Source organism: Nocardia alba NBRC 108234 (assembly GCF_001612665.1).
Lineage (GTDB): Bacteria > Actinomycetota > Actinomycetes > Mycobacteriales > Mycobacteriaceae > Nocardia > Nocardia alba.
Map to the genome: position 1 here is coordinate 56,969 of NZ_BDAX01000018.1, position 22,887 is coordinate 79,855.

Sequence of the window (22,887 nt, forward strand, 5' to 3'; positions counted from 1 at the left end):
GTTGATGTAGCGACCGTTCAGCGGGAGAGAGGTCGACGTAGAGCGGCCAAGGCGTTGCCGGTCCGATAGAGCTCGATGAGAAGTGGACGCAACGCCCAGCCGAGATCGGTGAGGGCGTAACTCGTGCGCACAGGGAAGCCGCGGTGCGTGCGTCGCGCGATCAGCTCGCGGGCTTCGAGATCGCGAAGACGGTCGGTCAGCACTTTGGCGCTGAGCGAGGGCAGCCGGTCCCGTAACTCACCGAACGAGAGCGGCGCACCCATGAGTTCACGCAAGACCAGGGTTGTCCAGCGGCCGGAGATGGCAGTCAGAGTGACCTCGACTGGGCAGTCCGGTTCCGGTGCCCTGGTTCGCCCACCCTCGTCGGGCACCAGCTCGTCGTCCCAGACTGTGTCGGTTACCGTTTGGTTGCCTACGCGCGGGCCGAGTTGGCTGTCGCTATGACCCATACGAGTTCTCGTCACAACCCCACTGTGCCCCTCACGGACGACCCGAGACAACACCCCGCGGTGTTCGCGGCCCGCTTCAACACCGGCAACGCGGACGTGCTCGCCGAGGTATACACCGACGACGCCGTCTTCGTACCGGAGCCGGGCAGCGAGGTCACCGGGCCCGCGTTGCGAGCAGCCAATGCCGAATTCCTGGCACTCGGCCTGCCTATCCGAGTCAGCCCGCGCCACACCTACGTCGCAGAAGATATCGCGTTGCTCATCGTCGACTGGGAAATCGACGGCACAAGCCCGAACGGCGAGCCGATTCACCTATCGGGAACCGCCACTGATGTCGCCCGTCGCGACGCCGACGGTTACTGGCGCTATGTCATAGACAATCCGTTCGGCATCGCCTGACGGACCTGCCCGAGAACCACACACTCCGCTTTCAAACAGCGCAGAGGGCCGGGAACCCCTCCCGGCCCTCCCTTGTTCACCACGCTGGCCGGTCGGGCTCCACGCTGTTGTACCCCTCGCTGGCGGCGGCCCGAGAATCTTCATCGCAGATCACACGCCGAGCGGCTCTTTGTCGTGAGGTCGACGATTGTCACGCCGACGGCGTTGGTCGCTCCCGTCGATTGGGCAGTGAAATCACTGTGTCAGTTGATATTTCACCAACTCGAGTTTTTACCCTGGCGGCGTGGTCGCGGCCCGCCCGGGGTTGGTGCGCGAATGTTGAGAGGGAGTCTGCGCGCCTCGAGACGGCGTCGAGACAGGGGCATTCGATGTCGATGTCAGGGTCGACATCCGGGCGTACCTGGATGCCCAACCCATATGGATACGCGAAACTGCTCGCGACGCAGTCAGAAGGGAGAAAGTTATAATGACGGATGGGCTGTCCGACGACCGTCTTGCCGCGATCTTCATAGCAGCGGTCTTGGTAACGTCGCTCGCCACTGCGAATGTCGCCGACGGTCTCGTTTTGGCGCTGTCTCCGCTCCTGGTAACCCTGGCGATGATGCTGCTCGTCACTCGGGAGGGATGGAGTAGGAGCGGATGGGAACGGCTGGGAATACTGCGTGCGGGAAAGTCTTGGTGGGCGGTGGCGGTGGGATCGAGCATGCTCGTTTCTCTAGCTGCCACTGTCGCCGTGGTCGTGCTCGGGTATGCGAGCTTCATCGAACCCGATTCCGAATTCGTCTCCGCCGCTGTCGTGATGGCGATCACGGGTCCGATTCTCGCGTTCACCGAGGAGATCGGATGGCGAGGCTACTTGCAGCCACGAGTGCAGCGATGGGGTGTGCGCGCATCGATGCTGATCGTCGGTGTCGTGTGGGCCGCATGGCATCTGCCCTACATACTGCTCACGCCGTACTACCACTCCGAGGGCAACCGCGTAATCACGCTGCTGCTGTTCACGGCCAGCGCGGTGGCGTTCTCGTTCCTGTTCGGATATCTGCGGATCGCGTCGGCGAGTATGTGGCCCGCGGTATTGGCTCACTGGGCGCACAACTGGACCTTCGCTCTGCTGACGGGCTACCTCGTGCAGACCCAGCATCCTGTCGTCGTGACCGAGTATCTATCCGGCGATACCGGACTGTTCGTGCTGATCGGAACCATTATCGCTGCCCTGATAGTTCGCCGAAAATGCCGCGCCGCAATCGAGCCGGTACAGCATGCCGAGACATCTGTGCCGCCCACGCCATGACCTGACCTGACCTGACCCTATGAGATCGGTCCGGTGACTGCGAGAGCCTCGCGGCCCACGTAGTAGGCAGGAAGGCTCGATGACCATGACGGCACGAGAGAGGCACACACCTGAATAGGTCGTACGCAAGCTGAGCGAGGCTGACCGGCTGCTGAGCGGGGGTAAAGACGTTGCTGACGTGTGCGGGACTCGACATCCCTACCGGCGCAGCGCTGCGACAACACCTCGACCCGACCGACAACAAGTAGGCCCGAACCACGGTTGCACACGGTCGGCAGCGGTGCTCACTTGAACGTCCGATAGTCGGCGATTGCGGACGTTCCACCGACGCAGGTTTCGAGATCATCTCGCGCCGTTGATCTTTCGTCACGACCTCGGTCCGCGGGTCGAGGCATCAGAAGGCATCCGGTCGCGAGTCGATCGCGGCACACTCATCGCTTGACCGAACCGCTGGTTCAGTCAAGCGTTACCAGTACGCATTCGTCCAGGTCGGCGGCAAGTCGATACAACTCGGCATACTGGGCCAGCCGGTCGAGAAGGTAGTCGCGATCCCACGGTCCTTTGTATACACCGGATGCTTCCATCGCTTCAGCGCCGAACAGATGTGAAGCAGTCTCCAAACTGTTCTCCACATAGTCAGCTATGGTCCGCGCAGTAGACGGGCGAACAAACCGAAGCGGACTCCCTTGCCCCGCAGTCGCACCCGAAGCAAGGGACTCCGCCCCGAAGACTGCGATCTCGGCCAACCCGGCTGGATTGCGTTCTTCCTGCGTCCGACGGTTGGGCGCAAGCAACCAGTACACCGCGTCCCACGCCCGCGTGGAGAACGTCCGGTCAAGAATGCCGGGCCGCTGCCTCACGATCTGACGAGCGACCGAGGCCAACTCCACCCAGATCGGGTCATCCCAGTGCTGCGAATCGGCGCCATCGCTGATAGCCAAGCTGCTGAAGAACTGGATGGCGTTTTCGGCGGCCTCGCGATCGCGCATCGCGCGTTCGAGTAGCGGTTCGTAAGGAACTGCCTGGTATCGAGCATCGAGGGCCATCCCGAGACCATAGGACTCAGCTCGAGCGGGCCCTACCCAACATCACATAATCGGCAGATGTGGCCGTTCGTGACCGCGCGCCCAGCGGCAATATCGTGCGTTCGCTCGCCCGCGATCGAGGCAGGCACCTGCCGACAGTGATGGCCCGAGGTCGAAGGGTTCGAGGATCGTCACGACGCGGTTGTCGTAGGCGGACACTAGTTTGGGTGTGTGACTAAGTTCGTGGACTTCAATCTCAAACTGGCAGTTGTCGAAGAACTCATGTACCGCGAGTCCCCCAAGCTCGAGCCGTGGTCCCTCGAGAAAACGATGGAAGCCCAGGGCTTCGATGGTGATCTCTGGGAGTACTCCGCCGACAACTACTACGACCAGGTGATGCCGCAAGCTCAGGCCTACTTCGAAAGCCTCGAGCTTTCTGCCGAACTGCTCGCAGGGATTGAACAGCTCATCTTCGACGGAGGCTGCCAGGTTTACGCCGAATGCTGCCCGCACTGGGACGGCGAGGGCGAGCAGTTCGACGTCGTTAGTCTCGACGACCTCCGACTGCTCCCTAATCTGAAGCGCGTTCTGGGTGCGGAATTGCTCGCACCCCACCTCAGGACGGTCTTGCGGTCCCGAGACATCGAGTTGATCCACTAACCTCATCGCAGTCGGCGCGACCGAACCTGCTGAGCCACAACGCTCCTGAGAGCAAGCCATCTCCGCGTGGCTGCTCGGCTCAGCGCGATCCGCGGCATTTGCGGACGTGCTCGCCCGGTGCGGTGGTGCGGTAGTGCCGTGGTTCAATCGCTCGATGCGTGGTGACGAGATCATCGGTCAGTGGAGTGTGGAGGCCGGGTATCACAGCTCGATGGAGGATGAGCAGTTCGTCTTCTGGGGTGATGGTGTGGGGTTGGTGGAGTACGTGCGGCCGGGGGCGAGTGAGTGCGTGCTGTTCGGATGGGCGCGGACGGCGATTCGGACGGTGCGGCTCGAACCGCATCGGTGTGTCCGGCGCGACGGCGGTGCGGTTGTGGATGGTGATGTGCCCGAGGTGGTCGAGATCGGTTATCGGATCACGCGGGAGAAGCGGCCGTTGATCGGCGAAGTGCTGCCGATACTGTATCTGCCCGCTCCGTTCGCGGCGACTCCCGACGGCGGGTACGGGCTGATCACGCGGGAACCGGCGGCGTATTTCACGAACATGCGGCGCGCGAGTTCGTGAATCGAGGCATCATCTCACTGTCGCAGGTTGGACCAGACAGACACAGGCCGAGCGACAGGTCGCGGCGAACAGGCTCGCGACCTTGGAGCAAACTGTCGGTCGGCATCCGCGGCTGACCCATCGAGACATTAGGGAGCTGGTCGAGGGACTCGGCGGGATGCGCGCGACCCTGCGTCGAGCTGAGCCCGACGATAAGAATGTGGTCTACCGCCAGCTCGGGCTCAAACTTACCTACAGAGACAAAACACGGGTGGTGATCGCTGAAGCGACCCCACCCGTGGGCGTACTGGTTGTGTCCGGAGGGGGACTTGAACCCCCACGCCCTAATACGGGCACTAGCACCTCAAGCTAGCGCGTCTGCCATTCCGCCACCCGGACTTGCTGGTGTGCCAAAAGATTATCCGACGCACCGTCGGAAACCAAATCGCCTAGCTGACCTGCCGTTTGTGCAGGTTTGCACCTGGGGTGACCTGCAGTGGCGGTAGCCCCCGAGCGGGTGGTCGACGGACCGCATTCGATCGCCCTTGACGGGCCGGAACCCCCGCGCAATTTACCAATCGGTCAAATCTTTCCGTTACCATCGGTAACATGCACATACGGTTCGCACCGTAGGCGCGAGCCCAGCCGTCCAGCAGAGGAGCACTGGCGCTCATGGAACACCCCACGGCACTGTCTCCGGCTCTCGTCCCCGACCGTCGATCACGAATACTCGATCGCCTCACGCGCCCGATCCTGGACACGGTCCTGCCTCGAATCGACTCACGCGTTCTCGCCTCGACCAGGCCGTTCACGACACCGGAGGTGATGCGCCCGCACGCCGAGTCCCGGCGATGGGCATGGACGCACTACGGAGTGTTCCTCCCCGAGCTTCCCAGCCCCCACCGATACCTGAATACGATGACCTTCATCGGCGCGACAGGTGCGCTGGCTTTCGACAACGACTACCTCGCCGCCGATGACGCTCGCGACACGGCCACTGTGCTGTCGTCCACCGCCGCCGAGGGACAGCATCACTACCGCGCCTACGACGCCGGACGGGACTGCTCTTTCGCCGCCGACGGCTCTCGCCTCGACTGGGGTCGCGACCTCAGCATCACCGGGGCGTATCCCTATTTCCACGTCCGCGGTCACTACGACGAGTTCGACGTGAGCCTCGATATCCGGGCAACGGACCAGGTCTCATGGTTCGTCCGCACACCCTTGTACGACCATCTCAGTCTGTTCGCGACCGCCACCGGAACTCTGACCGACAAAACCGGCACCGTTGCCATCGAACAGACGTTGTGCACGTTCGAATACGCCCGCTGCATGTCACCGCAATCGTTGACGGCACAGGTACTCCCGACACAGCGCAAGCTCCCCGTCGACTTCTTCACCTACCAGATCATCAACCTCGACAGCTCGACACAGGTGTTGCTGACCGAGGTTCGTGCCGCCGGCGCGGTCGCGTGCCGACTCGCGCATGTGCGGAGCCTCGACGGGACAACGCGCGTGTACGACGATGTCGCCATGACGGTCGTGTCCTATCGGCCGAAACCGCTGGTCGATCCTCGCGGCCGCCCGATGCGTGTCCCACGACAACTGCGCTGGCGGGTGCGCGATGCGACGGGAGCACAGATCCTGATACTCGACGCCGAAGTCGACAGCCCGCTCCGCTACGGACACGGCCGAGGCTACGTCGGCGCCTACACCTACCGAGGTACCTGGCAGGGCCGATCCTCGGTCGCGGGCAGTGGCTACATGGAATGGATCGACTGCGAATCGGGACAATGACGCCGACGCGACACGCAAGCATCGTTGTCCCGACCCGAGAATGCTCAGCGATTCGGCGACCAAGCGGGTGGTTGAGCTGTCCGCCTGCTCAGGGCGCGTCCAACACGCTCGCCGGAACCCCGTAGGGCAGAAACCGCACCCGTCGGCGATCGTCGGTGTTGTCGCGATGGGCGCGCAAGGCCTCGAGTTCGGTCGGAAATACCTGGTCGACGCTCGCCCGCCCGGTGTCGTCGATGCTGAAGATCGCCCACACGCCGCTGCCGGTGTCACCGGTGGTCTCGCCCTCCGGCATCGGCGGACGTGGCTGCTCCGGCGGAAAGAACTGACTGAACAGCGACGTCAGTGAACCGATATCGCCACGATCGACGCGGTTCAGGTAATCCCCGGCTTTCCCGAGCAGGTCGCGAAGTTCGGTCCCCGCCTCGCGCAGTGCGCGTTCGAAATCGTGCGGATCGATGCCGAACGGTTCATCGGTAGCCATCGCATCTGCTCCTCGTGGACGAGTTGGGTGCTACGTCCCTCAGTGTCCTCGCGAAACGACTACTTCGCCACGGCGACGGCCTCGAATTCGACGCCGCCGTGGCGTCCCACGATGCGGTATGGGAATAGGAGCCGTGGCCTCGGTGTAGGAGAGATCGACTGGAGAACCCGAGAGGAGCGTTGATGACGACCACTGCCGAGGTCATTCCCGAAGAGCTTCGCGATCTGCTGGAGCGGCCCTTGTTCGCCAACCTCGCGACCGTCCGTGAAGATGGCAGCCCGCAGGTCAACCCGATGTGGTTCGGATGGGACGGTGAGTTCATTCGCTTCACGCACACGAGCTTTCGTCGTAAGTACCGCAACGTCACAGCGACTCCGGCCGTGGCGATCTCGATCATCGACCCCGAGAATCCGTACCGGTACCTCGAGGTGCGCGGGGTGGTCGAGCGCATCGACCCGGACCCCACCGGTGCCTTCTTTCGGGAGCTGAATCAGCGTTACGACGGCCCGTTCGGTCCTGAGCACCCGACGGATGCGCCTGATCGTGTCATTTTCGTGGTCCGGCCCACGGCCGTCGGCAAGCGCTGAGCCGCACGCACCTCCGGGCGGCGCGCTCGCGCGCGCGTCGGGCGGGTGCGCCGCCACGGTCGCAGCATCCTGAACCGGATATCTAGGCTCTGCCCATGACCGTGGTGCGCTCGATCCTGCTGTTCGTCCTCGCTGCGATCGCCGAGATCGGCGGGGCTTGGCTGGTCTGGCAAGGAGTGCGTGAGCATCGTGGGTGGGCATGGATCGGTGCCGGAGTCGTCGCCCTGGGGATCTACGGTTTCGTCGCGACGTTGCAGCCCGATGCCAACTTCGGACGCATACTGGCCGCCTATGGTGGTGTGTTCGTCGCCGGATCGCTGCTGTGGGGAATGGCCCTGGACGGTTTCCGCCCTGACCGGTGGGACGTAATCGGCGCGGTGATCTGCTTGGTCGGTGTCGCGATCATCATGTACGCGCCGCGCCACACCTGATCGAGAGCAACCGACTCGCACGGGCGAACCCGGAATCATCCCAACCAGTGACCGATAGCGGCTCGTTCACTTCTCTTCGATCTCGGCCAGAACGTATCGGTTCGGCGCGAAGACTGGTGCGGTTGGCGGCTCGCCGTCGGTGCTCGTAAACCAGACGAGATCGATATACGCATGGTCGGGAAGCCCGTCGAGGGCCGCGAGTGAGATCTCGATGGTTCCGCCGCTCGGAAGTGGGACCGGGCCACGGACGCCGCCGAACTGCTCTCGCCATTGCGCGAGCGTGCGCCCACCCGGCCGATCGGGCATTTCTCGCAATGTCTCCTCGTCATACTGCACGACACTCGCGACTATCCACGTTCTCGCCACGACACCCCCTCCGATTCCGCCCCATAAGACGCCGCCCGCCTTCAGTCCAGCGCCCCTTTGCCAAGAATGCTACCGACGCACAACGGACCAGGAGGATGTACTGCGATCGCGGTGGTCGACTTCTTGCCCGAGGGACCTGTCAGCTTCACCTCAGATCCATATCCTGCTGTGGTGCACGATTTCTGGGACTACACGGGCGCCGCTGCAGTGGTCCTGTTCGGGGTCGGACAGCTCTTCATCGGCATCGCGATCCTCTGGCGGACCATCGAGCGCGCGACGCTGTGGATGCGAGGGCACCACGCGCGCGCCACCATCACCTCGATCGACGAGGAGAGCGACTCCGAAGGCCATCGCATCTACAGATCCACCGTCGAATTCCTCGCCGCGACCGGAGAACCCCGACGCATCGCGCTGGCCGACACGGTGACGGGCCGTCCCCGCATCGGTGCGCGGATCACCGTGGTCTACCGGCCCAACGATCCCGAGCACGTAGACGCCCTCGGCATCGCGAAGGGCGTCGGCCATCTCATCGCGGTCCCGATCCTGGTCGTCGTGGGGGTGGCGGCCATCGTCTTACCCATCGCGTACCTGCTCGGTCTCGACGGTGTGCTGGCGTGGAGCGAACAGGCCCTCGCCGACACGATCGACCGGCTCGACAAAGCCATCAGCGGCCCGCTGGGCAGACTCCAACGACTCCTCATGGACTGGTTCGGCTGACGGTCGACCCGGCTGTCAGAATGCTGAACGCCCTTCGCCCGCAATGTATTCGGAGCGTGCGCGATCGACTGAATCGCCCTCGCGCAGGCTTGAAGCGAGCCGATGGTCGGCGTATCAGAGCGTCCACGTGGCGGTCACGAGGCGAAGTCCGGGCACAGATTCGTGGTCGCGGCACTGACGAACAGCGGTCCATGATCGAATTGGTAAGTCTGCTCCACCGCGGTTGTCTCGTCCAGAACGGACACGCCGCCACGCAGGTGCTCACAGGTCGCGTGGCCCGCGGCGACCATCTCCTTCGCAGACTTCCCCGGCAGGGTCGCGTCGTTGATCTTGATCTCCTCGAGAAACGACGCTTCGACAGCGCTGATCTCGGCTGCTTCGGCGGTGCGGGGCCCGGTTGTCGGGTCGCAACCCGCGACCGCGGCCCCGAGCACCACGACAGCCAGACTGACTACTACCACGTTGGCACGCAATTGAATTCGCCCTGCAAACATCGTGCTGCCCCTGATCTCCAGCAGAGGGATCAACAACCTCGATCGATCCTCTCCGACACCGTTTCCGGTGTGACATCAACGATCCCGCAGCAAGCGATCGGCCGAAACCCACCCAAGGGTTCGCGCAACCCAACCTCTGGGCGCATCACCGCTCTCCGCTTCTGAGCCGGTTGCGCTGTGCGTCCGTCCCCGCCTTGTCGATCGCTGAATCGTTCCTGAATCAGCGCCGGACGAAGGATAGGTCAGCGAATCGGCGATAGCCTCAGGCAATGACCGACAACGATCAGCCTGCCGAACGTCACCGCCGCCCCGACGGCGTCGACGCGGCGACCGTGACAGCGGTAGGCAAACTGTCGGAGGCCTTGGAGACCACCGAACGAGCCCGCGGGCACCTCTACAGCTTTCACCAGCTCACCGGCGGTGCCGACCTCGCGCTCGGGGACGCCGTACGGATGCTGCGAGAGGCCGGCCACCATCAGCTCGCCGAGAAACTCGCCGACGAGCTGATCGGCCGCAACGTGATAGCGGGACGGTGGACCTTCCAGGTCGTCGAGGACTACGACGAGGGCTACTACGCACAGTTCCGCCGGATCGAGCGCGAGATCCGCAACGAGCTCGTCGACGGCCGCACCCACCTCTACGAGGCGCAGATGAAAGAAGCCCGCCGCTCCCACGGCCGTCCCGGCCACGAGGCACAACCCGAGGGCTAGCCATGTCAGCGGCGTAAGGACCGGCCCTCGTCGTTCCGGTCATGAGGGATTGCGATGACTTCCGTTCACCCGGACGCCACGGTCCGGCCGGTGAAAGACTCGGGTTCGTCCGCACAGGCTCGCCGAAGCCGAACCGGTGTCGATCGAGGCGACAGCGATGCAGTGGCGAACACATTGCACTGCTGTGGAATTCATGACCCTACCGGGCTCGACAGTCGTCACGATGTCATCTACTCTCACTTTAGTTAGTTGACTAACTAATGCCGACGGTAGTCGGCTCCCGATGTGCAGAGGAACCACCCATGGGCGCAATCCCCGTACTCGACTCGACCATGCACCACCGAGAAGTCGGCGAAGGAGTGCCTATCGTGTTCCTGCACGGCAACCCGACTTCGTCCTACCTGTGGCGAAATGTGCTGCCCGCCATCGGTTCAGGCCGACTGCTCGCACCAGACCTGATCGGCATGGGCGATTCGGGCAAGCCGCCCATCGACTACACCTTCGCCGACCACGCCCGCTATCTCGATGCCTGGTTCGACGCGCTCGAACTCGGCGACGTCGTGCTCGTAGGCCACGATTGGGGTGGCGCACTGGCTTTCGACTGGGCCGCCCGACACCCGGGCAGAGTGCGTGGTGTCGCGTTCACCGAGACCATCGTCAAACCGATGAGCTGGGCGGAGTTTCCCGAAGCGGGCCGGGAACTGTGGCGGGCCATTCGGACCGACGGCGTCGGCGAATCCATGTTCCTCGACGATTCGTTCGTGGAGCAAGGTCTGTCCGCCATCTCCGACCGCCTCACCCCCGCCGATCTGCGGATCTACCAGCGCCCGTATCCCACCCGGGACAGCCGGATCCCGTTGCTGCGCTGGGCCCGTTCGATGCCGTTGGAAGGCACTCCTGTCGATGTCGTCTCCCGCGCCGAAACCTACGACCGATGGCTGGCGGCCAGCGCGGAGGTGCCCAAGCTGATGGTGAACTTCACTCCGGCTTACGGCGCGATGACCGAGCCCGCGGTGGTCGAGTGGTGTGCGAACACGATCTCCGCGCTCGAGATCCACCGATTCGACGAGATCGCCGGCCACCACACTCCCGAGGACCAGCCAGTCCTCCTCGCCGCCGCGATCTCCGAATGGCTCGACCGCCACCACCTCCGCTGAGCCGCCTCCGGTCATCCCTGAATCGCGGACAGCCCATCCGTGAGCACCCCGGTCTCGACCTCTCGGAGCTGATGTCGAGGCAGAAAGCGGTACGCCGAGGCAGCGATGAAAGCGAAACCGACTGCCGTGATGGCAATGCCGATCCGTGCACCCGGCACCGGGTCCGTTCGGACCGAGCACAGTCCTGATATCGCACCGCGGTCTCGGGCGCTGGACTCGCCTTGATCGCGGCCGCGCCCGGCGAGAATCCCTGACCGGAAACGACTTTCGAGTTTCCTGCCGGGTTGCGCCAAAAGCGACGCATCGTAAGTTTCATCACATAATCTTGGGACCCGGGACATGATAGTTGCCGGGTGGGACCGCTGCGCAGAGCGGCGGTTCTCGATGTTCGGTCGGCCTGCGCGTCGTGCCCGTATACCGAGAAGGGCTCGATTCCGATGACGGACATCTCTTGCGCGCCATACCCGGGCCTTGCCCCGGTGCTGTCGCCTCGGCCGCGACGATCAGCGTGGTCGGCGCGCCCCCACCTGCACCGGTGAGCCCCACCCGACCCCAACCGTCATTGCCCGCGACACCGCGCGCCGGGCGTCGTGCCGGTGCCCCCACCAGTGCCCGCGCCGGCCTGCGGCGCCCGCCGCCACCACCGGCGGCTGGGCCGACCTCGGTATCGGCCGAACCGATCGGGGTCGTCGTGCGAGAGATCCTGAACTATTTCGAGAAGTGCCCTCGGTGCGGCTATGCCGCCCAAGCCACGATCACCGACTACCGATTCGCGACCGGACGGGTCGAATCCCTCTTCCATGCCAGCTGTGCGTCGCCCTGCGGCTGGCAGGACACCCGCAGCGAAACCCCGGTGCACGCCTAACGGTCCAGCTGCCCTACCGGTCCGGACGGCCGGAAACACGGATCGTGGTCCTGCGTCGAGGACCCCCGCGTCGCGAAACGGCTTGTAGCCCTTGACCGGAGGACGGTTTTCGTCAAGGGGCTGGAGACTCCGGAGAGTATCCTGCTCGGGTATGCGGTGGGGTAGGAATCGGCACGCGATGGCTGCGGTTCTGTGGAGTTGCGTGTTCGCGGGACTGCACCTGTTCTGGGCCCTGGGCGGGTCTGTGGGGCTTGCGTCGTCAGCCGGCTCGGATTTGGCGGTTCGTCGGCCGCCGCTGTTCGTTGCTGCAGGCCTGTGGGGCGTGGCTGTTGCGCTCCTGGCTGGTGCGGTGTTCGTCGGTGTGGCAGCAGTCGGAAGTGTGCCGCGCCGGTATCGCCGAGTGATGGCGTGGATGATCGGACTTGCGGGACTGGTGTTGCTGGCGCGAGGTGTCTTGGTCGAGATAGCGCTGGCCGTGGACGTGGGCGGTATCCGTGGCGAGGTGGGTCCGCACCAAACCTGGTGGAGCCTGGTGCTGTGGAATCCTTGGTTCATGTTCGGTGGTGTGTTGTTCATCGGAGCAGGTCTGCGTATTGCGAGGGTCTGGCTCGGCGACGCTGTGACGCCCTCGACGCGAGGCTGAGAACCGAGGCATCCGGTTTCCGTTCACCTCGTGGGGTCAGGGCACCGGGGTGGGCGCGAGATCGTCGCCGGGCCCGACTGTCGCGCACGTGTTGCCCGGCGCGGCCCCGGCGAACCGGCTGGTGAAGAACTGGGCGGCCTGTGCCTGGAACGGGAGAAACGCCGCACTGTGCGTCGAGCCACCGAATTCGACGAAAGTCACCTCGACACCGCGTGAGCAGTATTCGTGGGCGAGTCCCTCGACGTCACCGGCGATCATGACTCCGTCCCCGATTCCGTCGGCATTGCCCACGGCGAGAAGTACGGGCACCCTCGGCGTTCCGAAGTTTCCCATGATGTTGTCGTCGATCGCCGACACGATGCTGGGTACTTCGAGCAGGGATGTGTACGGAGCGCGGACCATCGACTCGTCGGTCAGGCCCGGGTATTTGGAGGCGAAGGCGTTGATGCACTGGGTGCTCACGGTGTCGACGATCTGCTGCCCTTGATCGGAGAGAAACGCCGCGGTGTCGAGGTCGTAGGCGCGTTGATAGGCGACGATCAACGCCGGGATGACACCCGCCCAGTCACGAGAACCACTGACGTAGGGCAGATTGTGAGCGAGATCGACCGGCAGGCCGCCCGCGGCGGCGCCGATGATGTTCAGCTCCGGCGCGTAGGTGGGGGCCACCTCCGCACCCCACTGCGTCGGCACCGAACCGCCCGAGTATCCCGCCAGACCGACCGGTGTCGAGGCGGGCAGACCGAGGACGGCCTCGGCGGCGCGGATGCCGTCGAGGGCGGCGTACCCGGACTGTCGACCGATGGTCCACTGAAGGTCGGGCCCCTCGTAGTCGGGCACGACGACGGTGTACCCGGCCGCGAGGTACCCGGTGATCACGCTCTGCTCGAAGGTTGCGGCCTCACTGAATGCGCCGTTGCCGGTCAGCGTGTAGGAGGGGTCGCACTCGGAACCGAGCGCGTCGTAGGCCATGTGATACGAGAGCAGCTTCACCGGCCCGGAGTTCGGCACCAACGGGCGCAGCACCGTCGCGACCGTGATCATCGGCTCGCCCTGCTGGTCGGTGGTTCGGTACAGCACCTGAACACTGGTGATCGGTGTCGCCAGCTCGTGGAAACCGAACGACATCGGGCGAGTGCGCAGGACGGCGCCGGGCGCGATGTCGCTCGTCGGTGCATCGTAGGTATAGAAGGGATCAGCGGACGGCAGGGGAACGAAGGGAACACCCGGTGGCTGCGCCGCGGCCGAACCCATCGCGATGCCGAACAACAGGACTGCCACAGCGGCCGCGCTGCGCCACGCCGAACGAGCGACGTTGTCCGCGACCGTGCGCGAGACAACGTCACGTTCCTCGGGCGAGAGGACCTCGGGGTGAGCGATCAGAGACACCAACTGCTCCTTCCCACCGCCGAGGCAGACCTCGGTACCAGCCGCGATCATGATCGCGCGCGAGGTTTGCGGGCAGTCGGTTGTTACACGAGTTGAAAACCGCTGATCACGGATTATGCCTCTTCAGCCGGCTTCCGTTCGGCAACTCGCGCGCGGGCGGTGTCCTCGCGATCGCCGCTACCGCATGACTCCTGTGTGTCCGGTGGAATAGCGGCCGGGCTGCGGCCACACCGTGAGCCCGTGCGGTCCGCTGCCAACGGGAATGCGCGCCAACAGAGTCCAGTTGACGATGTCGACCGCGTACACCTCGTTGTTGTATCGGCCCGACACCCAGAACACCCGGCCGTCGGCACTGATGTTGCCCATGTCGGGGCTGCCGCCGCCGGGAATGAACCACTTGTGCACCACCGCGTTCGCGGCGAAGTCCCAGACCGAGATGCTGCCCTCGTGGCGGTTGGTGATCAGCATCTGCTTCGAGTCGCGGGTGACGTAAAGCCCGTGTGTGCCTTTGCCGGTGGGGATGAACCCAGTGTTCTCGAAGGTGTGCGCGTCGATCGTGTAGACGCCGTCGGCCATCATGTCGGCGACGAAGAACACGTGCCCGTCGGGAGAGAGTTTCACATCCTGCGGCATCCCACCGCGCCCGCCCGGAAGATCGATCATCTTGATCAGCGTGCGCTGTGCGACATCGAAAACCGCCATGCGGCCGATGAATTCACAACTGGCCACCGCGAAGCGACCATCGGCGGTGAAGTCCATGTGGTCGACGCCCGCGCACTCGGGCACCGCAAGCGCGTGCAGTTTCTGCCAAGTCACCGGATCGTAGAAGTCCAGCGACTTGTCCGCTTCGGCGACGACCAGGGCGAACTTCCCGTCGGGCGTGTAATACATGTTGTAGGGATCGCGGACCGGAAAGGACTGTCCCGCAGGCATTCCCGTGCGCGGGTCGATCGGCAGCAGACTGCCGCCGCCGATCGGCAGGTCGTTCGTGGCGTACAGCGTCTGCATGTCGTAGGACGGCACCACATGCTGCGGCTCGGAACCGCCGGTCGAGTAGGTATCGATGATCTGCAAGGTGTTCTGGTCGATCACCGTCACCGTGTTGGACTTACTGTTGGGCACGTAGACCAGCGGCCGGTGATCGGTGACCGAGCGACTGAGTTCCCGGTTCGCGGCATAGATGTCAGTGGGCGAGAGCGGCGGCGGCATGCCGGGCAAGAGGTCGGTCATGTGTGCCGGCATGACGGCCGTCGAGGTCGTCGAGGTCGGTGGCGGGGACACGGTGACCTCGCCGGTCACTGCCTCGCTGTTCGCACAGCCCGCGGTGATGACGATCAGCAAGAACGCAGCAACTTTTCTGATGCGCGACATTCGGTGGTTCACCCGCGGCACGGTTCCACCCCTAGGTGTCATCCGAATGACATATTTCGGAAGCCTGGAACCCCACCCGGCTAAAACGAGCAAGCACGCCTCGCCATTTCTATCGGCCAGGCGCGCGCTATCCCCTTCTACCCATGATCGCCGAGGCAACAGTCGATGCCCCCACATCGATCCAGGAGAACCCAGCCGTCCTCAGGTCTGGTCAGCGCCGGACACGCCCACGTGGTATCGGTGCAGCTTTCCTCCGCGCCGGATAGCGACAATACGGGTATGCCAGCTCAGGAAATCCCGGACGACGCCCCGCCGGTCGAGAGCGCTGTTCCGCAGCGGGGTGTGTCGTAGATGGCGAACTGGGACGGCGCGGGCTACGCCCACATCAGTGGACTGCAGCGCACGATGGCGACGGACGCGGTGGAGTCCGTCTCGCTCGCGGGTGCCGAGCACGTCCTCGACGTGGGTTGTGGCGACGGCTATGTGACGCGCCTGATCGCGGCGCGGGTGCCCGCGGGTTCCGTGCTCGGCATCGACCCGTCACCGCGGATGATCGAGGCCGCCCGCACGGCCGACGACCAGCTCACGAACATCGACTTCGGAGTCGGCGACGTCACCACCATGACCTTCCCTCGCGACTTCGACCTCATCGTCTCGTTCAACGCACTGCACTGGGTGCCCGACCAGCAGGCGGCCTACCGGCACATCGCCGCGGCACTCGAACCCGGCGGACGGGCGCTCGTGCAGTATGTCTGCGGCGGACCCCGCCCGAGCATCGAGGACGTCGCGATGGCGGTCACCGGCGATGCGCGCTGGTCGACAGCGTTCGCCGGGTTCGCGCGCCCCTTCGTGCATATCGATCCCGACGCGCTGTCCTCGATCGCGGCGAGTGCCGACCTCGAGGTCATCGCGCACTCGGTGACCGACCGGGAATGGGACTTCGGCTCACGCGAGGCCTTCGCCCGGTGGTGCACAGTCGGGTTCGGGGACTGGACGGCCCGCCTTCCCTCCGCCGACATCCCCGCCTTCATCGACGACGTCGTCGACCGCTACGAAGCCGTCGTCGGTCGGCCAGGACTGTTCCGGTTCCTGCAGTTGCGGGCCCAGCTGTCGCGGCGGACCGCCGTCCTCAAACACAGCTAGGGACTACTCGATCCCCACCCGCGGTGTGCCCTACTTCCGCTCGAGGATCTCGGGGTTCGAGGCCGACACGATCGTGAACGAGTTGTTCGGCGTCGCCGAGGCGACCGGGCTCTGAGCGGAGCCGGCACCGGACGACGCGTCGCCGGTGTGGGAGCGTGCGGGGAGAAGGAACCATCCCGCCACTGCGGCAACGGCCGCGACACCACCGGCGACGAGGGACGCCGAATGGAAACCATCCAGGAAGGCCGCCTTCACGAGGTCGGCGAGTTGGATACCGGTGGGGCCGGGAATCGACCGCGCGGTATGAACACCCGACATCATCGAATTCGTCGCCGCGGCGCGGGCTTGCTCGGGTACCAGGACGGCATCCAGGCCATCGGCCACCTTTGCCGAGTACACCGAGGCCAGGACCGAACCGAGTACCGCGACGCCCAACGTTCCACCGAGTTCGCGGCTCGTATCGTTGACAGCCGACCCCGCACCGACCTGGCCGCTCGACAACTCGTTGAGCACCGCGAACGTCGCAGGGCCGGAGACGAGCGCCACACCGAGGGCCAGCGTCACCATCACCGGAACGATGACACCCCAATACGACGTGTACATGTCGTAGCGGATGGTCAGCCAGAAGGCGGCGGCCATCACCAGCGACCCCATCGCGGCCACGCGACCGGCTCCGATCTTCGAACCCAGCCACATGCCGGGCCCGGCGAACACCACCATGGCGATCGCGAAAGGCACAGTGCGGATGCCTGTTTCGAACGGCGGATATTCTTTGACGCCCTGAAAATATTGCGTCATGAGAAATACGAATCCCATCAGCGCGAACATTCCGAAGGTCAGCAACATTGCCGCCGTGGCGAAGTTGCGGTCGCGGAACAATCGCACATCGAACAACGGCGACGAGAAACGGTTCTCCCACACCACGTATGCGGCGATCACCACCGAACCGATCACCAGCCCGGCGATGGTGCGCAGTGACAGCCAACCGTGATTCGGCGCCTCGATCACGCTGTAGACGAAGATCGATATGCCGAGTATCGAGAGCACCATTCCACCGACATCGAACGGACCGACCTCGAGATTGCGACTCTGCGGAACTAGAACCGCCACACCGACGAACGCAATGGCACCGGCGGGCACGTTGATCCAGAAGATCGAACCCCACGAGTAGTGATCGAGCAACCAGCCGCCGACCGTCGGGCCGATCGCGGCGGCGACTCCGGCGACAGCGGCCCAGGTGGCGACCGCGATCGCCCGTTCCCGCAGGTCGTCGAACAGGATCACCACGATCGCCAAGGTGGCCGGGAACACCAGCGCAGCGAAGAGTCCGAGGCCGGCCCGCGCGGCGATCAGCTGCCCGAGGTTGTTCGATATTGCCGCGACCACCGACACGGCCGCGAACCCCACTATGCCGATGAGGAGTACGGTCTTGCGCCCGAACCGGTCTCCCAGATAGCCACCGGTGAGAAGCAATCCGGCGAATACCAGCGTGTACATGTCCACCACCATCTGCAATCCGGACATGCCCGCACCCAGATCGGTGGCAATCGTCGGCAATGCGACATTCACAATGGTGTTGTCCACGAACACCAGCATTTCGGCGAAGCACAATGCCACCAGGCCGAGCCATCGAATCACCGGGGAATTCACGTGAAGTGCCCTTCTTGTCCCTGCCGGACGGCACCGAGCCGCCCACCGGCGAACCCGCGCCGACTTCCGGCCCACTGCACGCCACTGTATTGACCGTCGGGTGTGGCCGAAATGCTCAAATGGGACAGATCCGTGATACTTTCGGACCGGTGGAGCGACCGTCATGGGACTTCAGACGCGGCATCATCGGAGTCCGTCACATGGTGCGGGTCGGCACCGACCACGGTGTCACCGAGCGTCGACTGCTCGCCTCGACCGGCCTGCGACCGGACGACCTCGATGCCGACGATCTGGAAGTCGAAGCGATCCAGGAACTCTCGGTCGCACGCAATCTGGTGCAGACCGTCGGCGACAGAACGGGACTCGGCACCGAGGTGGCGAGACGCTTCACCTTGGCCAACTTCGGGCTGCTGGGTTTCGCCATGCTCAGCAGCCCCACGGCGGGTGAAGCGCTAGGGGTCGCACTGCGGACCCTGCGGATCGGTAACCGGTTCGTCGACATCACGGTCGATCTCAACCAGACGGCCGGGCGGATCGAATTCCGAGACGACGACCTCCCCACCGACGTCCGCGCGTTTCTGCTCGAACGTGACATCGTGATCATCTTCGGTGTGATCGTGCTGCGTTGCCTCAGCCCACGGCTCGCCGATCGTCTCGGTGATACCCGCCTCGAACTGGCACTGCCCAGCCGCAGCGCGGACGCCATGACCGACGGCATGGCGCAGATGCTCTCCGATGTGTCCCACGACCCGGTCCGGCGGTTCCCGATCTTCGCCGATCGGCCGAGCACCGGCCTGACGTTTCCGATCGATCTACTCGCCGAACCGATGTCGATGCCCGATCCCGCCACGGCCGCGCTCTGCGAGAAGCACTGCCTGGATCTGTTGCAGCAGCGAAGTGAGCGCGGTCGACTCGCCACCAGAATTCGCGCAATGCTCCTCCAGCAGGTCGGCACCACGTCCACGGCCGAAGAAATCGCGAAGACGCTGAACATGGACCGCCGCACGCTGCATCGAATGCTCACCGCGGAGGGGACCAGCTTCCGTGCCCTCAACGAGGAAGTCCGCTGCGCACTCGCGATCGACATGCTCGGCGTCCTCGGACTCACCGTGCAGGAGACCGCGATACGCCTCGGATACTCCGGTCCCGCGGCGTTCAGCAGATCGTTCACCCGGTGGACGGGCAACCCGCCGAGCACCTACCGCCGGTGAAAGCCTCCGATACCTCACTCCTGTTTGCACTTTCGGGCCCCGGGTAGGCAGCCACTGTAGGAGTTGCAGCGCTTCGAAGGTGTGCAGCTGTGATCGAATCCAGTCTGTCGCGGCGACGCGGACAGGCTGGGGAAGGAGTACCCGTGAGCACGGTAGCCGCAACTGTCGATGTAGACGTCCCGATCCGTACCGCTTACAACCAGTGGACCCAGTTCGAAACCTTTCCGCAGTTCATGGAAGGCGTCGAGCGGATCGACCAAATCGACGACCGCCACACTCACTGGCGCATCCACGTCGGCCCCTCGACGCGGGAATTCGACGCCACCATCACCGAACAGCACCCGGACGAGCGGGTCGCGTGGAGATCCGACGACGGCCCCAGCCACGCCGGAGTAGTCACATTCCACCGTCTCGACGACACCCACACCCGGATCACCACCCAGATGGATATCGACCCGGAGGGTTTCGTCGAAACCGCCGCCGACAAGCTGGGCGTACTCGAACACCGAGTCAACGGTGACATGAAACGCTTCAAGCAGTTCATCGAGAGCGAAGGCCACGCGACCGGAGCTTGGCGTGGCGATATCTCCCGCCCCGACGCGGGGATCTGACCCCACGACACGCCGACGCGGCGGCCAGGATTCTGCTGTCGCGCATGCCGGAACGCAACGCCCCGCGCTCATTCGAGCGCGGGGCGTTCGCGCGCGGCGAGGACGGGTCCGCGGTCAGTCGGCGTTGAGGAACTCCCACACCACTCGGGCACCGCGCCGGTTTCACCCTTGGCAGAAAGGAGATCCGAGGCGCTTCGAGCGCGTCTACCGTGGTCTGACTGGCCACGAAAACCGTAGGAGGACGCATGGAGACGATCACCGGTACCGCGGCGGGCGTACCGTTCACGGCGCTCCCGCCGACCGGCGCCGCCGACGGCCCCGCGCCGTTGATCGTGACCTGGCACATGCTGGACGCGCCCCGCACGGACGCGGCCTTCGCGGCCGCGCTGCCCATGGCCCGGGTGCCTGCCTGGCGGGTGCACCTCGGTATGCCGATGTGCGGTGCGCGGATGGTCGACGGCCGTGTCGACGCCGTCATCGAACTCATTCGCAAGGACCCGTTGATGGCATTTCTTGCCCCGTTCGTGTACCAGGCCGCTGATGAATTCCCGGCCGCGCTGGCCGCGCTGCGCGATCAACTGCCGGTCGACGACGAGCCGGTCGGCGTCCTCGGCGGTTCCCTGGGCGGAGCCGTGGCGTTGGAGGTGCTGACCACGGGGCAGGTTCCGATCAAGGCTGTCGCGCTGGTCAACCCGGCCGCGCGGATTCGGTCCGCGGTCGAGGTCATCGAAGCCGGGTTCGGGCAGGCATACCCATGGACCGCCGAGTCCCGCAGGGCCGCTGACGAATTGGACTATGTCGCCCGCGTCGCCGGCGGCGTGAGGGCGCAACCGCCGGTGCTCCTGGTCAGCGGCGAGCTGGACCACCCGACGTTTCGGACCGACGCCACCGACCTGGTCACGGCGTTGCGCGAGCAGTACACGCACCCGGACACCGTCGAGCTGGCGACTGTGCCAGGTCTGCCGCATCCGCTGGCCGAGGAACCCGGCCTGGAACCGACCCCACAACTGCCTTCGGCCGAGGCGGTCGACGAGATCTTGACGCAATGGTTCCTCCAGCGGCTGACTGCAGGTCGGGGCAGACCGGCTCGCTAGCGTTGACGCCAGCCGACCGAACTCGCGGCCGACCCGAATGATCGATGTCACTCACCGAGCAAGGCGGTGGCCGTGGCGATGATGGCGGCGTCGGTGTCATCGTCGGCGGTGGCGGCGATACCGGACCGGAACAGGGCCGCGCCTTCGACGAGGACGGTGAAGACGCGGGCTTTCACCAGGCAGGCCGCTTCGGAGAGCCCCGGATGCCTGGCGCCGATCGCGGCCGCGACATACGCCTCGTAGGTCCGGTAGAAGGCTTGCACCACGGAGGCGACGGCGGTGTCACGCCCGGCCAGCGCCCAGAGTTCGGCGTAGATACGAACCAGGTTCGAATCGTGCTGTTCGGCCAGCAGCATTCGGGGCAGTTCGGAGGCGTCGACGGTGTGGTCCGCGGCAGCCATCAGCGGCGCCAACCGTTGCATCGAACGTTGCATCGTGCGATCGAGCACGGCGGCGACCAGGTCGGCGTGGCCGGGAAAGTAGTACTGCAGATGTCCCAGTCGAACTTCGGCCGCATCGGCGACCGCACGCATCGTCAGCTGCGCGTGCCCGTGTTCGATCAGGATCTGCTCGGCGGCGTCGAGCAACTGCGCGCGCCGCCGCGCCCCCTTGTCGGTCGCCGCGACGCCACGGCCGACACTGCTCTGCTGTTCACTCATGCCGTCGACACTGCCTCGGCGTCGGCCGTGATCGCCAATTCCACCCCCATCGACGCGAGGAATGCCGGTACCGATTCCGGAAGTGGGGTCTGCTCGGGGAAATTGACACCGACCCGAGCTGCGGCACCGTCGGTGCCCAGTGCCCGATGCAAGGCCGCGAACGCCCCGACCGCGGTGAGATGCGCCTGCCCGGCGGGGTCGGTGATCAGGGCGGTGCGCGATGAACCCTCGCGTTCGACATCGACGCGCACCCGAGCCGTGCCGCCTTTGCCCGGCGAGTACAGCAGTGCTCGCCGAGCGCCGGTGAAGCGCTCACCGCGCGCCAACCGAAACAATCCAAGGCGTTTGGCCGTGAGCAACGCCGATGTCGACGCGGCGGAACTGAACCCGATGCGGGTGATGGCCGTTGTGACACCGAGGGCGAGGGGAAGGGTGAATTGCTCGGGGGTGTCGATGCGCGCCACCTTCGTGACGCTGTCACCGATGCGCACCCTGCTCACGTCGGTGAGCGGCATGATCGTCGTGCGCTGCCCACCACGGACGACTTCGTAGTCGAGTCCGAGCCGGTCGATGAACTCGACCGAGTCCGACCCGGCCCGGTCTCGCATATCCCAGCGGATCGCCACTTCGACGCGGTCGGCGCCGCCCAGTCCGGCGGCGAGATGCGCCGCGACCAACCCGACCACTCCCCCCATCCACGATGAGGACAGCACCACCGGGGCGCGTGTATCCAGCAGCGCGGTGACGGTAGCCGCGCGCTGCAATCGAGAGGTCCACCGCGTGATGTCCACGTAGGGAATCGCCGCGCCGATCGCGGCGCGCAGCACCCGATCATCGGGGTCGTTGACCAGGCTGACCACCGCGCGCGCTCGCGCTCGGAACACGGTGGGATCCGCCAGATCCCACACTCGCAGTTCCGCTCCGAGTTCCTCGGCCAGTACCCGGCCGCGCTCCGGCGAACGACCCGTCAAGGCCAGTGGGAATACGGACGCTGCCATGCGGGCCACCTCGGCGCCGACGGTGCCATACCCACCGACCAGCAAGACGGGACCTTCGGGATCGAGCGTGAGTTCATCGAGCATGACCCCATTATAGGTCACTCGACCTAAAATGAGGCGGATCGGCAGAGCGCCGACCCCCGCGGTT

24 protein-coding genes, 1 tRNA gene and 1 pseudogene are annotated in these 22,887 nt (G+C 65.1%); 15 read left to right on the top strand and 11 right to left on the bottom strand.

All coding sequences use genetic code 11. From position 1 onward, the window contains the following. Positions 1–17 precede the first annotated feature (17 nt). Positions 18–464 carry a winged helix-turn-helix transcriptional regulator gene (locus NA12_RS19325; protein WP_243655013.1) on the bottom strand — a complete coding sequence of 149 codons (447 nt, stop codon included), beginning with the start codon at positions 462–464 and terminating at the stop codon, positions 18–20. A 9-nt stretch (positions 465–473) separates the two neighbouring features. On the opposite strand from NA12_RS19325, the gene NA12_RS19330 reads away from it, so the two are divergent. Next, positions 474–848, top strand: coding sequence for a YybH family protein (locus NA12_RS19330; protein WP_243655012.1), 375 nt, complete (start codon positions 474–476; stop codon positions 846–848). A 703-nt stretch (positions 849–1,551) separates the two neighbouring features. Continuing rightward, complete coding sequence (locus NA12_RS19335; RefSeq protein ID WP_165914845.1) at positions 1,552–2,139, top strand: CPBP family intramembrane glutamic endopeptidase; 588 nt, start codon at positions 1,552–1,554, stop codon at positions 2,137–2,139. Between the two features lie 524 nt (positions 2,140–2,663). Here NA12_RS19335 and NA12_RS19340 read toward each other — a convergent pair. Beyond that, positions 2,664–3,185: pseudogene (locus tag NA12_RS19340) on the bottom strand (hypothetical protein); the annotation flags it as partial. Positions 3,186–3,395: 210 nt separating this feature from the next. On the opposite strand from NA12_RS19340, the gene NA12_RS19345 reads away from it, so the two are divergent. Both NA12_RS19345 and NA12_RS19350 read left to right on the top strand, forming a co-directional pair. Then, on the top strand, positions 3,396–3,824 hold the full coding sequence (locus NA12_RS19345; RefSeq protein ID WP_132370057.1) for a DUF6892 domain-containing protein: 429 nt from the start codon (positions 3,396–3,398) through the stop codon (positions 3,822–3,824). Positions 3,825–3,978: 154 nt separating this feature from the next. Continuing rightward, entirely contained in the window at positions 3,979–4,389 is a 411-nt protein-coding gene (locus NA12_RS19350; protein ID WP_132370055.1) for a hypothetical protein, read from the top strand. Between the two features lie 293 nt (positions 4,390–4,682). Here NA12_RS19350 and NA12_RS19355 read toward each other — a convergent pair. Further along, a tRNA-Leu gene (locus tag NA12_RS19355) sits at positions 4,683–4,767 on the bottom strand. 273 nt (positions 4,768–5,040) lie between these two features. On the opposite strand from NA12_RS19355, the gene NA12_RS19360 reads away from it, so the two are divergent. Beyond that, positions 5,041–6,162 carry a DUF6670 family protein gene (locus tag NA12_RS19360; protein ID WP_067452957.1) on the top strand — a complete coding sequence of 374 codons (1,122 nt, stop codon included), beginning with the start codon at positions 5,041–5,043 and terminating at the stop codon, positions 6,160–6,162. Positions 6,163–6,250: 88 nt separating this feature from the next. Here NA12_RS19360 and NA12_RS19365 read toward each other — a convergent pair whose 3' ends face one another. Continuing rightward, positions 6,251–6,643 carry an Rv0313 family protein gene (locus tag NA12_RS19365; protein WP_067452960.1) on the bottom strand — a complete coding sequence of 131 codons (393 nt, stop codon included), beginning with the start codon at positions 6,641–6,643 and terminating at the stop codon, positions 6,251–6,253. Positions 6,644–6,825: 182 nt separating this feature from the next. Here NA12_RS19365 and NA12_RS19370 point away from each other — a divergent pair, with 182 nt between their 5' ends. Together NA12_RS19370 and NA12_RS19375 are read left to right on the top strand one after the other, a co-directional pair. Beyond that, positions 6,826–7,230 carry a PPOX class F420-dependent oxidoreductase gene (locus tag NA12_RS19370; protein ID WP_067452964.1) on the top strand — a complete coding sequence of 135 codons (405 nt, stop codon included), beginning with the start codon at positions 6,826–6,828 and terminating at the stop codon, positions 7,228–7,230. 95 nt (positions 7,231–7,325) lie between these two features. Further along, positions 7,326–7,661 (top strand): YnfA family protein, encoded by a 336-nt coding sequence (locus NA12_RS19375; RefSeq protein ID WP_067452967.1) that lies wholly within the window; start codon positions 7,326–7,328, stop codon positions 7,659–7,661. A 66-nt stretch (positions 7,662–7,727) separates the two neighbouring features. Here NA12_RS19375 and NA12_RS19380 read toward each other — a convergent pair whose 3' ends face one another. Further along, positions 7,728–7,967 (bottom strand): hypothetical protein, encoded by a 240-nt coding sequence (locus tag NA12_RS19380; protein ID WP_067452970.1) that lies wholly within the window; start codon positions 7,965–7,967, stop codon positions 7,728–7,730. A gap of 231 nt (positions 7,968–8,198) precedes the next feature. On the opposite strand from NA12_RS19380, the gene NA12_RS19385 reads away from it, so the two are divergent. Continuing rightward, positions 8,199–8,744: a DUF3592 domain-containing protein gene (locus NA12_RS19385; protein WP_165914844.1), complete on the top strand. Its 546-nt coding sequence runs from the start codon at positions 8,199–8,201 to the stop codon at positions 8,742–8,744. Between the two features lie 134 nt (positions 8,745–8,878). Here NA12_RS19385 and NA12_RS19390 read toward each other — a convergent pair whose 3' ends face one another. After that, positions 8,879–9,205 carry a DUF732 domain-containing protein gene (locus NA12_RS19390; protein WP_165914843.1) on the bottom strand — a complete coding sequence of 109 codons (327 nt, stop codon included), beginning with the start codon at positions 9,203–9,205 and terminating at the stop codon, positions 8,879–8,881. A gap of 302 nt (positions 9,206–9,507) precedes the next feature. Between NA12_RS19390 and NA12_RS19395 the strand changes: the two genes are divergently transcribed. The 3 genes from NA12_RS19395 (at position 9,508) to NA12_RS19405 (ending at position 12,613) form a co-directional block, all read left to right on the top strand. Next, entirely contained in the window at positions 9,508–9,948 is a 441-nt protein-coding gene (locus NA12_RS19395) for a hypothetical protein (protein ID WP_067452978.1), read from the top strand. 302 nt (positions 9,949–10,250) lie between these two features. Then, entirely contained in the window at positions 10,251–11,105 is an 855-nt protein-coding gene (locus tag NA12_RS19400; protein ID WP_067452981.1) for a haloalkane dehalogenase, read from the top strand. Positions 11,106–12,148: 1,043 nt separating this feature from the next. Continuing rightward, on the top strand, positions 12,149–12,613 hold the full coding sequence (locus NA12_RS19405; RefSeq protein ID WP_165914842.1) for a DUF3995 domain-containing protein: 465 nt from the start codon (positions 12,149–12,151) through the stop codon (positions 12,611–12,613). A 36-nt stretch (positions 12,614–12,649) separates the two neighbouring features. Here the strand turns inward: NA12_RS19405 and NA12_RS19410 are convergent, their stop codons facing one another. After that, positions 12,650–13,867, bottom strand: a complete 1,218-nt coding sequence (locus NA12_RS19410) for a lipase family protein (protein WP_132370129.1) — start codon at positions 13,865–13,867, stop codon at positions 12,650–12,652. A gap of 312 nt (positions 13,868–14,179) precedes the next feature. Further along, positions 14,180–15,550, bottom strand: coding sequence for a YncE family protein (locus tag NA12_RS19415; protein ID WP_243655011.1), 1,371 nt, complete (start codon positions 15,548–15,550; stop codon positions 14,180–14,182). Between the two features lie 174 nt (positions 15,551–15,724). On the opposite strand from NA12_RS19415, the gene NA12_RS19420 reads away from it, so the two are divergent. Continuing rightward, positions 15,725–16,516 (top strand): class I SAM-dependent methyltransferase, encoded by a 792-nt coding sequence (locus tag NA12_RS19420; protein ID WP_067452987.1) that lies wholly within the window; start codon positions 15,725–15,727, stop codon positions 16,514–16,516. 30 nt (positions 16,517–16,546) lie between these two features. On the opposite strand, the gene NA12_RS19425 is transcribed toward NA12_RS19420, so the two are convergent. Next, positions 16,547–18,331 (bottom strand): MFS transporter, encoded by a 1,785-nt coding sequence (locus NA12_RS19425; protein WP_084472921.1) that lies wholly within the window; start codon positions 18,329–18,331, stop codon positions 16,547–16,549. Here NA12_RS19425 and NA12_RS33725 point away from each other — a divergent pair. From NA12_RS33725 to NA12_RS19440, 3 genes are all read left to right on the top strand, one after another. Continuing rightward, positions 18,316–19,377, top strand: coding sequence for an AraC family transcriptional regulator (locus NA12_RS33725; protein WP_165914841.1), 1,062 nt, complete (start codon positions 18,316–18,318; stop codon positions 19,375–19,377). The two genes, NA12_RS19425 and NA12_RS33725, sit on opposite strands and share 16 nt — an antisense overlap. 143 nt (positions 19,378–19,520) lie before the next feature. Then, positions 19,521–19,988 (top strand): SRPBCC family protein, encoded by a 468-nt coding sequence (locus tag NA12_RS19435; protein WP_067453738.1) that lies wholly within the window; start codon positions 19,521–19,523, stop codon positions 19,986–19,988. A gap of 245 nt (positions 19,989–20,233) precedes the next feature. Then, on the top strand, positions 20,234–21,082 hold the full coding sequence (locus NA12_RS19440) for a prolyl oligopeptidase family serine peptidase (RefSeq protein ID WP_067452996.1): 849 nt from the start codon (positions 20,234–20,236) through the stop codon (positions 21,080–21,082). Positions 21,083–21,129: 47 nt separating this feature from the next. Here the strand turns inward: NA12_RS19440 and NA12_RS19445 are convergent, their stop codons facing one another. Both NA12_RS19445 and NA12_RS19450 read right to left on the bottom strand, forming a co-directional pair. Then, positions 21,130–21,741, bottom strand: coding sequence for a TetR/AcrR family transcriptional regulator (locus NA12_RS19445; protein WP_067453000.1), 612 nt, complete (start codon positions 21,739–21,741; stop codon positions 21,130–21,132). After that, positions 21,738–22,823 carry a saccharopine dehydrogenase family protein gene (locus NA12_RS19450; RefSeq protein WP_067453003.1) on the bottom strand — a complete coding sequence of 362 codons (1,086 nt, stop codon included), beginning with the start codon at positions 22,821–22,823 and terminating at the stop codon, positions 21,738–21,740. Before NA12_RS19450 ends, NA12_RS19445 begins: the two co-directional genes overlap by 4 nt. Positions 22,824–22,887: the final 64 nt, after the last annotated feature.